The 13,960-nt window shown below is 67.6% G+C and carries 8 protein-coding genes; 6 read left to right on the forward strand and 2 right to left on the reverse strand.

The features are described 5' to 3' along the window. Positions 1 to 4 precede the first annotated feature (4 nt). The gene (locus tag AB6724_RS13590; protein WP_369339065.1) at positions 5 to 748 is read right to left on the reverse strand and encodes a zinc ribbon domain-containing protein; all 744 of its coding nucleotides are present in this window, start codon (positions 746 to 748) and stop codon (positions 5 to 7) included. A 505-nt stretch (positions 749 to 1,253) separates the two neighbouring features. On the opposite strand from AB6724_RS13590, the gene AB6724_RS13595 reads away from it, so the two are divergent. Continuing rightward, positions 1,254 to 1,637, forward strand: coding sequence for a hypothetical protein (locus AB6724_RS13595; RefSeq protein ID WP_369339066.1), 384 nt, complete (start codon positions 1,254 to 1,256; stop codon positions 1,635 to 1,637). Positions 1,638 to 1,703: 66 nt separating this feature from the next. Next, a complete protein-coding gene (gene hrpA / locus AB6724_RS13600; RefSeq protein ID WP_369339067.1) occupies positions 1,704 to 5,765 on the forward strand; it encodes an ATP-dependent RNA helicase HrpA in 4,062 nt (1,353 codons plus the stop codon). Positions 5,766 to 5,784: 19 nt separating this feature from the next. Here the strand turns inward: hrpA and AB6724_RS13605 are convergent, their stop codons facing one another. Next, entirely contained in the window at positions 5,785 to 6,726 is a 942-nt protein-coding gene (locus AB6724_RS13605; protein ID WP_369339068.1) for a LysR family transcriptional regulator, read from the reverse strand. A gap of 176 nt (positions 6,727 to 6,902) precedes the next feature. On the opposite strand from AB6724_RS13605, the gene AB6724_RS13610 reads away from it, so the two are divergent. From AB6724_RS13610 to AB6724_RS13625, 4 genes are all read left to right on the forward strand, one after another. Beyond that, positions 6,903 to 7,739 carry an alpha/beta hydrolase gene (locus AB6724_RS13610; protein WP_369339069.1) on the forward strand — a complete coding sequence of 279 codons (837 nt, stop codon included), beginning with the start codon at positions 6,903 to 6,905 and terminating at the stop codon, positions 7,737 to 7,739. Positions 7,740 to 7,920: 181 nt separating this feature from the next. Then, positions 7,921 to 9,162: an efflux RND transporter periplasmic adaptor subunit gene (locus AB6724_RS13615; protein WP_369339070.1), complete on the forward strand. Its 1,242-nt coding sequence runs from the start codon at positions 7,921 to 7,923 to the stop codon at positions 9,160 to 9,162. A gap of 22 nt (positions 9,163 to 9,184) precedes the next feature. Then, positions 9,185 to 12,415: an efflux RND transporter permease subunit gene (locus AB6724_RS13620; protein ID WP_369339071.1), complete on the forward strand. Its 3,231-nt coding sequence runs from the start codon at positions 9,185 to 9,187 to the stop codon at positions 12,413 to 12,415. Between the two features lie 13 nt (positions 12,416 to 12,428). After that, entirely contained in the window at positions 12,429 to 13,895 is a 1,467-nt protein-coding gene (locus AB6724_RS13625) for an efflux transporter outer membrane subunit (protein ID WP_369339072.1), read from the forward strand. Positions 13,896 to 13,960 lie beyond the last annotated feature (65 nt).

The following is a 13,960-nucleotide window of genomic DNA, read 5'->3' on the forward strand; positions in this document are numbered from 1 at the left end:
AGGCTCAATCCAGCAGGTCGTCCAGCGACGGGGGACCGTTTTTAGGTGCGGGCCGCGGTTTGGCGGCAGGCTTGGCTGCCGGCGCGGTGAAGGGCTCGGCGGTATTGCCTGCCGTGGCCGCCTGGGCGGGCTCGGGGGCAGGCATAGGTGCTGCGGCGGGCAGGGCCGTCGGCGCGGGGACGGCCTGAGGCACAGGGGCTGCAGCGTCGGCGGTCGAGGGAGCGGCCGTTGCGGCGGAGCCTGCCGCGGCCCCCGTTTGGGGGCCCACGAGCGCATCGGCCCTGGCCTTGTCCTGTGCCGAGAGCGCATCCTTGTCGGGCAGGGCGGCGTCGGTATGGGACTTGCTCAGGCCCGCCATGTTTCTGGCCATCATGGCGCCCGCCGCCACGGCCGCGATCACCAGAGCCAGTACCGCCCACTTGATCCAGCTGCGGTTGCCGGGCAGGGGCTCCCGAGGCAGGGCCGGCGGGTTGTGGTTGCGGGCTGGTCGCGGCGCCGCAGACTCGAGAAACGGCTCTATGCGGGGCGGCTCGGGCGCCGGCGCGGGCCTAGCGGCGGCGGCCACCGGGGCGAGCGAGGTGCCGCACTGCGGGCAGAACCTGGCCCGAGGCTGGCAGCTGGCATGGCATTGCGGGCAGCTGAGGCCGTCCTGGGCTGCGGCGGGCTCGGCCGGCGTTTGTGGGCAGCCGCAGCGATTACAGAATCTGGCCTGGGCGGTCAGCGCATTGCCGCATTGGGAACAATTCATTGTCTGCAGGAGAAATAGGAGTTGCGGGCGATGAGAAGTCTGTCGAATTCTGTGCCCATCTTAGCGGTGCAAGGTCCGCGCTCCTGAGTTCGCCAGCGACGGGCGACCTGCATCTGTTGCAAGTCGTACGGCGGCCGCCGGGGTCGGCGTCGGCCTTGAAAGAGACTGGCGGTATGGGGTGGTGCGCAGGCCCGGGCCTAGCGCCGCCACCAGCGGCCTAGCCACTCTTCGAGGAATTCGGCAGGAATCACCACTTCCTTGAGCAGCAGGCTCAGCAAAACCAGGCCTAACAACAGTGCTTTGCGCTTGAGCTCCATGCTCGTCTCCGGTACGGGTTTCGCAGCCAGTCTAGGCAGAGCGCATTTCATGAATGTGGCTGGCAGGTAAAGCCGGGTCAAAGTTTTGTGATGCTGGGCCGACATTAAGTCTTTCCTAAGTCTGGCAGGTGTCCAATGAAGACGCTGATACTGTTTGGCGTCAACGATGCGCTGCAAGGAGTTCGATCATGCAAGGTGATGCAATTCTTACAAGGGCCAGCCGGCGCTCCCTGTCCTGGGCCGCAGCTGCGGTACTGGGCGCTGCGGCTCTTGGCGGCTGCGTGGTGGCTCCCGTGGGGCCTGCTTACAGCAGCGGCTATTACGACGAGGGCGTGGTGACCGCCGATGTGGCGCCGCCCGCTCCTTACGTGGAGACCGTTCCCGTGGCTCCCTATCTGGGCGCGATCTGGATTGGCGGCTTCTGGGACTGGTCGGGCGGACGCCATGTCTGGCGGCCCGGCCACTATGAGCGGCCGCGTCCGGGCTTCAGCTATCGGCAGCCGGGCTGGACGCATGGTGCGGATGGCCGCTGGATGCTGCACCGCGGCGGCTGGGATCACGGCCGCCGCTGATGCGCCATAAGACCGTAAACACGTTCTGAGCGCAGATGAGCCAGGGCTGGGATAATCCCAGCCCTTATGTCTTTGCAGATCACCTTCCCCGAGCAACTTCCCGTATCCAGCCGCCGTGACGAGATCATGGAGGCCATGGACCGCCATCAGGTCATCATCGTCTGCGGCGAGACCGGCTCGGGCAAGACCACGCAGCTGCCCAAGATCGCGCTGGCGCTGGGCCGGGGCCGGGTCAACGCCCCAGAGGGGAGCAAGGGCCAGCTCATAGGCCATACCCAGCCGCGGCGGATCGCTGCCTCCAGCGTGGCCAAGCGCATTGCCGAGGAGCTCAAGACGCCGCTGGGCGAGGTCGTGGGCTACAAGGTGCGTTTCCAGGACACGCTGCAAAAAGGCGCCTCGGTCAAGCTGATGACGGACGGCATTCTGCTGGCCGAGACCCAGACCGATCCGCTGCTGCGCGCCTACGACACGCTGATCATCGACGAGGCCCACGAGCGCAGCCTGAACATCGATTTTCTGCTGGGCTATATCCGGCAGATCCTGCCCAAGCGTCCGGACCTCAAGGTGGTCGTGACCTCGGCCACCATCGATGCCGAGCGCTTTGCCAAGCATTTTGAAAGCAAGAACGGGCCGGCGCCGGTGATCATGGTCTCGGGCCGCACCTACCCGGTGGAGATGCGCTACAAGCCCTTCGAGGAAAAGAAGGACTTCGACCTCAACGATGCGATTGCCGATGGCGTGGACGAGCTCTGGGCCGGCGGCAGGGGCGGCGACATCCTGATCTTTCTGCCCGGCGAGCGCGAGATCCGCGAGGCGGCCGACCATCTGCGCAAGCATCTGCAGCATTCTCCGGTGCTGCGCAGCGCCGAGGTGCTGCCGCTGTTCTCGCGCCTGTCGCAGGCCGAGCAGGACCGCATCTTCGACGGCCATACGGGGCGGCGCATCGTCTTGGCCACCAACGTGGCCGAGACCTCGCTCACGGTGCCGGGCATACGCTATGTGATCGACGCCGGCACGGCGCGCGTGAAACGCTATTCCTTCCGTAGCAAGGTGGAGCAGCTGCTGGTCGAGCCCATCAGCCAGGCTGCGGCCAACCAGCGTGCGGGCCGCTGCGGCCGCGTGGCCAACGGCATCTGCATACGCCTGTACGACGAGGCCGATTTCAACAGCCGGCCCAGGTTCACCGATCCCGAAATCCTGCGTTCCTCGCTGGCCGGCGTGATCCTGCGCATGAAGTCGCTGGGCCTGGGCGATGTGGTGAACTTCCCCTTCCTCGAAGCGCCCTCGGGCCGTGCAATTGCCGACGGCTACCAGCTGCTGGCCGAGCTCGGCGCCGTGGACGACCACGGCCAGCTGCAGCCCATGGGCCGGGAGCTGGCGCGCCTGCCGCTGGACCCGCGCGTGGGCCGCATGATTCTGGAGGCCCGTTCGCGCGGCGCCGTGGCCGAGGTGCTGATCATCGCCTCGGCCCTGTCCGTGCAGGACGTGCGCGACCGGCCGCTCGAGGCCCAGCAGCAGGCCGATCAGGCCCATGCCAAGTTCGACGACGAAAAGAGCGAGTTCAGCGGCTATCTGCGGCTGTGGAAATGGCTGTCGGACGCCCGCGGCGGCAAGGTGGTGGCCAAGAGCCGCACCGAAATGGCGGCCCAGCACAGGCCTGCGGCCAAGCCCAGTGCGCGCAGCCAGGCCTTTCTGCCCGTGAGCCAGCGCAGCAGCGGCGCCCAGGCGGAAGGCACGGCCGAGGAGCGGCTGGCGCTGTTCAACCCCGCCGAGGCCGAGGAGGCCACGCACAAGATCAGCAACCGCCAGTGGGAGCAGCTGCTGCGCCAGAACTTCATCAACATCCGCCGCGTGCGCGAATGGCGCGACATCCATTCGCAGCTGCTCACCGTGGTCAAGGAGCAGAAATGGCTGCTCAACAAAGAGGCCGCGGGCTATGACGCAGTGCACCTGTCCATGCTGGCCGGCCTGCTGGGCAATGTGGGCTACAAGGGCGAGGAAAGCGAAGCCTATCTGGGCTCGCACGGCATCAAGTTCCACCCGCACCCGGGCGCTCACCTGTCCAAGAAGCCGGGCCGCTGGATCGTCGCGGCCGAGCAGGTCGAGACCTCGCGGCTCTACGGCCGCGGCATTGCGGCCATAGAGCCACAGTGGCTGGAGGAGGTCGGCGGCCATCTGCTCAAGAAGCAGCTGCTGGACCCGCACTGGAGCAAGAAGCAGGCCGATGTGATCGCGCTGGAGCGCGCCACGCTCTACGGCCTGGTGGTCTACAACGGCCGGCGCGTGAGCTACGGCCGCGTGGACCCGCACGGGGCGCGCAATCTCTTCATCCGCCAGGCGCTGGTGGAGGGCGAGTGGGAGACCAAGTGGCACTTCCTGCCCGCCAACCTCAAGATGGTGCGCAAGGTCGAGGAGCTGGAACACAAGAGCCGCCGCCAGGACGTGCTGGTGGACGACGAGCTGATCTTCGCCTTCTACGACCAGCAGCTGCCGCGCGATGTGTTCAGCGGCGCCACCTTCGACCAGTGGTTCCGCACGCAGAGCAAAGGCCATCCGGATCTGCTGCGCCTGTCGCGCGACGAACTGATGCGCCACGAGGCCGCGGGCATCACCACCGACAACTTCCCCAAGACCGTGAGGCTGGGCGGCGTGGACTGCACGGCAGCCTATCTGCACAGCCCCGGCGATGCACGCGACGGCATCACGGTCACGGTGCCGCTGTTCGTGCTCAACCAGGTATCGGAGGAGCGCGCCGAATGGCTGGTGCCGGGCATGCTCAAGGACAAGATCCAGGCCCTGCTCAAAAGCCTGCCCCAGCGCCCGCGCAGCCGCTTCGTGCCGCTGCCCGAGAGTGCCGCGCGGCTGGCCGAGCTGCTCACCACGCCAGAGCGCTGGGCCGAACAGACGAAACACAGCGGGCTGATCGATGTGCTGCTCAAGCAGGTGCGCGACGAGACCTCGCTCGATGTGAAGCGCGCGGACTTCAAGCTCGATATGCTCAGCCCGCATCTGTTCATGAACTTCCGCATCACGGACGAGCATGGCCGCCAGCTGGGCCAGGGCCGCAACCTGGGCGCGCTCAAGGCCGAGCTGGGCGCCAAGGCACGCGGTGCCTTCCAGGCGCTGGCCTCATTAAAGATAGCTGCTAGCGCAGAGCCGGAGAAGGATTCACTGCAGCAGAGCACCAAAGAGCAGAAGGGGCAGGCGCCGGCAGCTCCCAAAACCGCAGCGGACTCGACCGCTGCCGCGACCCAGAAGAACTCCGGAGCTGCCGCGGCCGATGCGCGCTACAAGGAGTGGAGCTTTGGTGAGCTGCCCGAGCTCATGGAGATCAAGAAGGGCAGCCAGACGCTGATCGGCTTTCCGGCGCTGATCGACCATGGCGAGACGGTAGGCATCGAGGTCTTCGACGAGCCCGAGGTGGCGGCCGCGCGCCACCGCGTGGGCCTGCGCCGCTTGTTCGCGCTGCAGATCCGCGATGCGCTCAAATACCTGGAAAAGAACATCCCCGAGCTGCAGAAAATGGCCGTGGCCTATATGCCGCTGGGCACGCAGGAGGAGCTGCGCGCCCAAATCATCGACGTGGCCATAGACCGCGCCTTCCTGCAGGAGCCGCTGCCCGCCAACGAGGCCGACTTCAAGCAGCGCGTGCAGGACGGCCGCGGGCGGCTGACCTTGATCGCCAACGAGGTGGCGCGCATGTCCGCGGTCATCCTGACCGAGTATGCGGCCGCCGCGCGCAAGATCAAGGACACGAAAAATGCGCCGGAAGCGACCAGGGATGCGGGCGAGCAGCTGCACAAGCTGATGCCCAAGAACTTCATCGCCGTGGCGCCCTGGGCGCAGCTCGGCCATTACGCGCGCTATCTCAAGGCCATCACCACGCGCCTGGACAAATACCGTGCCGACCCGGCGCGCGATGCGGCCAAGCTCAAGGAGTTGCAACCGCAGGAGCAGCGCTACTGGCGCCTGGTGGCCGAGCGCAAGGGCCAGATCGACGTGCGCATGCAGGAATACCGCTGGATGCTGGAGGAGCTGCGCGTGAGCTTCTTCGCCCAGGAGCTGCGCACGCCATATCCGGTGAGCGCCAAGCGTCTCGACAAGGTATGGTCGCAGCTGCAGCAGTGAGGCCGGAGGCGGCAGGGGTTTAGCGGCGTCCGGGACTGGCCTGTTGGCTCTGGCCCTGCAGCAGCGGATTCCTGGAAAACAGCTCGACCACCCAGTCCACAAAGGCCCGCACCTTGGCGCTGAGGTGGGAGTTGGGCGGGTAGACCACGTAAATCGGCAGCAGGGGGTGATGCCAGTCCTCCAGAATCCTGCGCAGCCGGCCGTTTTCGAGATGTTCCTGAATCTGGAAGCGGCTGGCCTGCCCTATGCCCTGGCCTGCGAGGATGGCGCTGATATAGGCGTTGCCCTCGTTCACACAGAGATGGGCGGGACTGGCGATCTCGATCACTGCGCCGTCCCGGTGGAACTCCAGCGGATAGCGCCGTGCCGAGACCGGCGAGAAATAGATCACGTTGCGGTGGCTGGACTCGAGCTCGCGCGGGTGCTGGGGAATTCCGTGGCGTTCCAGGTATTCGGGGGCGGCGACGGTGATGAACTCCAGATTGCCTATGCGCCGCGCCACCAGCGACTGGTCGGCCAGTTCGCCGCCGCGGATCACGCAATCCACGTTGTCGCTGATCAGGTCCACCGTGCGGTCGCTCACCCCCAGGTCGATCTGTATCTCGGGGTAGCGCGACTGGAACTCGGTCAGGTGGGGAATGATGAGCAGGCGTGCCACGGTCGTGCCCACATCCACGCGCAGCCGGCCGCGCGGCGTGGTGCGGGCCTGGCTCACGCTGGCCTCGAGGTCGTCGAAGTCGGCCAGCAGGCGCACGGCGCGGTCGTAGTAGGCTGCGCCGTCGGCGGTCACCGTGACGCGGCGCGTGGTGCGGTTGAGCAGCTTCACGCGCAGGCGCTCCTCGAGCGCCTGCACATTCTTGGTCACGCTGGCTTTGGGCATCTGCAGCGAATCGGCGGCCCGCGTGAAAGTGCCGGCTTCCACCACTCGCGCGAAAATACGCATGGCCTGAATCTGATCCATAGGATCTCCTTGTCCTCGTGAAATCCCGGACTCGCCGAGGATGCGGGATTCTCACACAGAGGTCTGGCCGTCATTGTTCGAGAATTGGAAACAGTGTGGGCGCGTTTGCGGGGTTTATGCCGTTGATGCCTGTCGCTACATTCCTATCCCATCACCCGGTGCCGTCCGGAAATTTCATGCCAAACACCAAAGCCATTCCATCGCTGTTGACCGCTCATACCGATGCCACGATCTCCGTGGCGGACGGCATGGAGGCCAGCGTGCGCATGTATGGCGGCAAGAAGCGCGGCGAAGTGTGCCCGCTGGTGGTGCATTTCCATGGCGGCGCCTTCGTGGCCGGCGATCTGGACAACGGTTGCACCGTGGGCAGCTCGCTGGCGGCGGCCGGGGCCTGCGTGGTGTCGGTGGCTTATCCGCTGGCGCCGCAGAATCCTTTTCCGCGCCCGCTGGAGCTGGGCTATGCGGTGCTGCAGTGGGCCTACAAGCAGCGCAGCAAACTGGCCGGCAAGGGCGCGCCGCTGTACCTGGCCGGCGAAGAGGCGGGCGCCAATCTGGCGGCCGGCGTGTGCCTGATGGCGCGCGACCAGCTGCAGCCGCCGCTGGCCGGGCAGATACTCATTTCGCCCATGCTGGACCCCTGCGCCGCCACGCCTTCGCAGCGTGCCGCGCAGGGCGAGTCCGTCGAGTGCAAGTGGGCTGCGGGATGGTGCCAATACCTGGGCGGCTCGCACGATGCCGAGCACCCCTATGCGGTGCCGGCGCGGGCGCGCCGCCTGGCCGGGCTTCCGCCGACCCTGATTGCGGTGGGCGAGTCCGATCCCATGCGCGATGAAGCGCTGAACTACGGTGCGCGCCTGGAAGCCGCGGGCCTGACCGTGTTCCAGCATGTATTCGCAGAAGCGGGCGAGTGGCCGCAGGCGCTGCTGGAGCAGCCGCCCGAGTCCTGCCCCTGTGCCGTGCAGTTGCAGCAGCGGCTGCGCAAGTTTTTCGAGATGACCCGATGTCGGCTTTGAGCTGACCCAGCCTCGCTGAGACCGCCGGCCTGATCCGGCCCCTAGGGGCCGGACGGAGCTCAGCTGCGCCTTTTTCTTTTCTCTCTCATTCGATTCCTGGCCCGAGCGCTGGAAGGGATGAGTCTTGCCTGCCGCTGGAAGCACTTTTACCGCTCTCAACCTTTGAACTAAAGACCTCGCCATGAACGACCATTCCAAACTCTCTATTCGTCGCCGGTGGGCCGCCGCCGGCGTTGCAGCGGCCGTGATCGCCACGACCGCCACCATGCTGGGCTTGCAGGCCTCGCATGCCGAGGCGCCCGCGCCGCAAGCTGCCGCGCCGGCCGTGCCGGTCTCGGTGGCCCAGGTCCTGCAGCAGGACGTGACGCTGTGGAACGAATTCTCCGGCCGCCTCGAGGCCGTGCAGCGCGTGGACGTGCGCCCGCGCGTCTCGGGGGCGGTGCAGGCCGTGCATTTCAAGGAGGGCGCACTGGTGAAGGCCGGCGACCCGCTGTTCACCGTGGATCCGGCCCCTTACACGGCGGAAGTCGACCGTGCCGAGGCGCAGGTCGTGGCCGCCCGGGCGCGCATGGCCTATACGCAAAGCGAATCCGAGCGCGCCGCGCGCCTGTGGGACGAGCGCGCGATCGCACAGAAGGAATATGACGAGCGCGTGAATGCCCAGCGCGAGGCCGATGCCAACCTGCGTGCTGCCCAGGCAGCACTGCAGACCGCCAGGCTGAACCTGGGCTACACGCAGGTGAAGGCGCCGGTCAACGGGCGCGTGGGCCGCATCGAGGTCACCGTCGGCAACCTGGTGAGCTCGGGTGCCGGGGCCCCGGTGCTGACCACCCTGGTGTCGGTGGACCCGATGTATGCCAGCTTCGATGTGGACGAGCAGATCGTGGCCAATGCCTTGCAGGGCCTGCAGGCCGCCAGCGAGGGACGCAGCACGCGCGCGCTGATCGAGACCATTCCCGTGCAGATGGGCGTGGGCACGGGCGACGGAACGCCCTATGCGGGCCATCTGCAGCTGATCGACAACCAGGTCGATGCGAAAAGCGGCACGGTGCGCGTGCGTGCGGTGTTCGGCAACGCCGACGGCACGCTCATGGCCGGGCAGTTCGCGCGCATCCGCATGGGTCAGCCGCAGAGCGCGCAGGCCGTGCTCATCACAGAGCGCGCCGTGGGCACGGACCAGAGCAAGAAGTTCGTGCTGGTGATCGGCGAGGGCAACAAGGCCGAGTACCGCGAGGTGCTGCTGGGCGCGCCGGTCGACGGCCTGCGCGTGGTCAGCTCCGGCCTCAAGGCCGGCGAGCGCATCGTCGTCAACGGGCTGCAGCGCGTGCGGCCGGGCGTGGTGGTCGCGCCGCAGGAGGTGCCCATGGACGCCAAGGCCGAGCTGGCCGACGGCCGCAGCGCCGCCAAGCAACCCGCGGCTTGAGAACCCTTAATCCCTTGATGCCATGAACCTTTCCAGATTTTTCATCGACCGCCCGATCTTCGCGGGCGTGCTGTCGGTGCTCATCTTTCTCGCGGGCCTGATCGCCATGCGGACGCTGCCGATCTCGGAGTACCCGGAGGTCGCTCCGCCCTCGGTGGTGGTGCGCGCGCAGTATCCGGGCGCCAGCCCCAAGGTGATCGCCGAAACCGTAGCCACGCCGCTGGAGGAATCCATCAACGGCGTGGAAGGCATGCTCTACATGGGCAGCCAGGCCACGACCGACGGCGTGATGACGCTCACCGTCACCTTCAAGCTCGGCACCGATCCCGACAAGGTCCAGCAAATGGTGCAGAACCGGGTTTCGCAGGCCGAGCCGCGCCTGCCCGAGGAAGTGCGCCGCCTGGGCGTGACCACGGTCAAGAGCGCGCCCGACCTGACCATGGTGGTGCACATGGTCTCGCCCAACGGCCGCTATGACATCGACTATCTGCGCAACTACGCGGTGCTCAATGTCAAGGACCGGCTGGCCCGCATTCCCGGCGTGGGACAGGTGCAGATCTTCGGCGGCGGCGACTATTCCATGCGCGCCTGGCTCGATCCGCAGAAGGTGGCGCAGCGCGGCCTGTCGGCCAGCGACGTGGTGGCGGCCATCCGCAAGCAGAACGTGCAGGCCGCGGCCGGCGTGGTGGGCGCCTCGCCCGGGCTGCCCGGCGTGGACACGCAGATGTCGATCAACGCCCAGGGGCGGCTCTCCAGCCCCGAGGAGTTCGGCGACATCATCGTCAAGACCGGTGCGGACGGTGCCGTCACCCGGCTGCGCGACATCGCGCGGCTGGAGCTGGGGGCGGCCGACTACTCGCTGCGCTCGCTGCTCAACAACGATCCGGCCGTGGGCATGGGCGTGTTCCAGGCGCCGGGCTCGAATGCGCTGGAGATTTCCGAGAACGTGCGCAAGACCATGGCCGAGCTGGCCAAGCACATGCCCGAGGGCGTGGAGTACCGCATTGCCTATGACCCCACGCAGTTCGTGCGCGCCTCCATCGAGTCGGTGATCCATACGCTGCTCGAAGCCATTGCGCTGGTGGTGATCGTGGTGATCCTGTTCCTGCAGACCTGGCGCGCCTCCATCATTCCGCTGCTGGCGGTGCCGGTGTCGGTGGTGGGGACCTTCGCGGTGCTGCACCTGCTGGGCTTCTCGATCAATGCGCTGTCGCTGTTCGGCCTGGTGCTGGCCATCGGCATCGTGGTGGACGACGCCATCGTGGTGGTGGAGAACGTGGAGCGCAACATCGCGGCCGGGCTCACGCCGCGCGAGGCCACCTACCGCGCCATGCGCGAAGTGTCGGGCCCCATCATCGCCATTGCGCTGGTGCTGGTGGCCGTGTTCGTGCCGCTGGCCTTCATCAGCGGCCTGACGGGGCAGTTCTACCGCCAGTTTGCGGTGACCATCGCCATCTCGACGGTGATCTCGGCCATCAACTCGCTGACGCTTTCGCCGGCGCTGAGCGCGCTGCTGCTCAAGGGCCACCATGAGCCCAAGGATGCCCTCACGCGCGGCATGGACCGCGTGCTGGGCGGCTTCTTCGGGCGCTTCAACGCGGTGTTCCAGCGCGGCTCCGAGGCCTATAGCGGCGGCGTGCGGCGCGTGATCGGGCACAAGGCCGGCATGCTGGTTGTCTACCTGGCCCTGGTGGGCGCGACCTGGAGCCTGTTCCACCTGGTGCCGGGCGGCTTCGTGCCCATGCAGGACAAGCAATACCTGGTCGGCTTTGCGCAGCTGCCCGACGGTGCGACGCTGGACCGCACCGACAGCGTGATCCATCGCATGGGCGAGATCGTCAAGAAGAACCCGAACGTGGAGGATGCGATCGCCTTCCCGGGCCTGTCGATCAACGGCTTCACCAACAGCTCCAACGCCGGCATCGTGTTCGTGATGCTCAAGCCCTTTGCCGAGCGCACGCGTGCGGACCAGAGCGGCGCGGCCGTGGCCGGGCAGCTGAACCAGGCCTTCGGCGAGATCCAGGATGCCTTCATTGCCATGTTCCCGCCGCCGCCGGTGGCCGGCCTGGGCACCACGGGCGGCTTCAAGCTGCAGATCGAGGACCGGGGCTCGCTAGGCTACGCCGGCATGGATGCCGCAGTGAAGGCCTTCATGGTCAAGGCCTACCAGACGCCCGAGCTGGCAGGCCTGTTCACGAGCTGGCAGGTCAATGTGCCGCAGCTCTATGCCGACATCGATCGCACCAAGGCGCGCCAGCTGGGCGTGCCGGTGACGGACATCTTCGAGACCTTGCAGATCTACCTCGGCAGCCTGTATGCGAACGACTTCAACGAGTTCGGCCGCACCTACAGCGTGCGCGTGCAGGCCGACGCGGCCTTCCGCGCGCGGCCCGAGGACGTGGGCCAGCTCAAGGTGCGCTCGATGACGGGCGAGATGGTGCCGCTGTCCGCGCTGATGAAGCTGGACCCCAGCTACGGTCCCGAGCGAACCATGCGCTACAACGGCTTTCTCGCGGCCGACGTGAACGGCGGCCCTGCACCCGGGTTCTCCTCGGGGCAGGCACGCGCGGCCGTCGAACGCATTGCCGCCGAGACGCTGCCGCCCGGCATAGGCTTCGAGTGGACGGAGCTGACCTATCAGGAAATCCTCGCGGGCAATTCGGCCGTGCTGGTGTTCCCCATCGCCATCCTGCTGGTGTTCCTGGTGCTGGCGGCGCAGTACGAAAGCCTCACGCTGCCCGTCGCCATCATCTTGATCGTGCCCATGGGCCTGCTGGCCGCGATGACCGGCGTGTGGCTCTCGCATGGCGACAACAACGTGTTCACGCAGATCGGGCTCATCGTGCTGGTGGGGCTGTCGGCCAAGAACGCGATCCTGATCGTCGAGTTCGCGCGCGAGCTGGAGTTCGCGGGACGCACGCCGGTACAGGCGGCCATCGAAGCCAGCCGACTGCGCCTGCGGCCCATCCTGATGACCTCGATGGCCTTCATCATGGGCGTGCTGCCGCTGGTGCTGTCCACGGGAGCCGGCTCCGAGATGCGCAGCGCCATGGGCGTGGCCGTGTTCAGCGGAATGATTGGCGTGACGGCCTTCGGCCTGTTCCTCACACCCGTGTTCTACGTGCTGTTGCGCCGCCTTGCCGGCAACCGGCCGCTGCAGCAGCACGGCAGTCATGTCGCGCCGATCAGCGAGTCCGGCCACGGTGCATCGGCCTTGCCCATGCCTGCTGCGCCGCGTGCCTACGAAGAATGAACCCAATTCGAGAATGGATTCCGATATGAACGCGATGCAACGCATTCGATCCCTGGCGCTGCCGCTGAGCGCGCTGATGGCGGCCCTGGTGCTGGCCGGCTGCGCGAGCGCGCCGCCCGCGGTGGCGGAGCATGCGGGCCTGGCCGTGCCCGCGAGCTTCAGCACCGGGAAGCAAGCTGCCGCTGGCTGGACGACGGCAGCTCCGGCCGAGGCCCAGCCGCGCGGCGCCTGGTGGCTGGCGTTTGCCGACCCCGAGCTCAGCGTCCTGGTGGAGCGCGCCGGCCAGGCCAACACCGATGTGCAGACCGCCGCCGCGCGCCTGGCCGAGGCGCGCGCTCTGCTGCGCTCGGCCGATGCGCAGCGCCAGCCGCAGATCGGTGCCTCGGGCGGCGCCCTGCGTCAGGCCGGGGCCAATACCGCCAACGGCATGCAGCCCGCAACCCTGGTCACGGCCGGTCTTAGCTTCTCGTACGAAGCTGATCTGTTCGGCCGGTTGTCGCGTGCCAGCGAGGCTGCGCGCGAAGACGCCCATGCACGTGAGGCCTTGCTGCAGAGCACGCGCCTCATGGTGCAGGCCGATGTGGCCCAGACCTATCTGCAGCTGCGCTCGCTGCAGACCGAGCACCAGCTGGTCGAGCAAAGCCTGACGGCCTACCGTGAGACTTTGACGCTGATCGAGAAGCGCTACCGGGGCGGCGATGCGGCGGAGCTGGATGTGGCGCGCATGCAGACCGAAGTTTCGGCCACCGAGGCCGAGGCGCTGGCACTGGAGCGCCAGCAGTCGGCCCTCACACATGCGCTGGCCGTGCTGGTGGGCGATGTCGCCACCGGCTTCACGCTGGCTTCAGCGTCGGGCGATGCGACGCTGCCCGTGATTCCGCCGGGCGTGCCCGCCACCGTGCTGGCGCGCCGTCCCGATGTTTCCGCGGCCCAGGCCTCGGTGCTCGCGGCCCAGGCACGCGTGGGCGTGGCCCAGGCCGCATGGTTCCCGGCCATCACGCTCACGGGCAATGGCGGCTATGCCTCGCCCGAGCTGGGCGACCTGTTCAAGTGGTCGGCGCGCTCCTGGGGAATCGGTGCGCTGCTGTCGCTGCCCATCTTCGACGGCGGCCAGCGCGCCGCGCAGGAGGAGGGCGCGCGCGCGCGTCTGGAGGCTGCCGTGGCGGCCCAGCGCGGCCAGGTGCTGGCAGCCTTCCGCGAGGTGGAGGATCAGCTCAGCGCTCTGCGCCTGCTCGCAGGCCAGGCCCAGGTGCTGGGGCAGGCCGTGCAATCGTCCGAGCGCGCCACCCACCTGTCGGACGTGCGTTACCGCAATGGCCTGGTCAGCCAGCTCGAGCTGCTGGACGCGCGCCGCAACGAGCTGCGCAACCGGCGTCAGGCCCTGCAGGTGCGCACCGCGCAGTACACCGCGACGGTGGCACTGATACGCGCGCTGGGCGGGGGCTGGGATCGCGCAGAGCAGTTGGCGAGCAGCCGCTGACGCAGGGCCCGCGAGGCCACAGGCGCCTCGACAGCGGGCCGCATTGATGCAGGTCAAGCCAAGGC

The organism is Comamonas guangdongensis (assembly GCF_041079535.1).
GTDB lineage: Bacteria > Pseudomonadota > Gammaproteobacteria > Burkholderiales > Burkholderiaceae_C > Comamonas > Comamonas guangdongensis.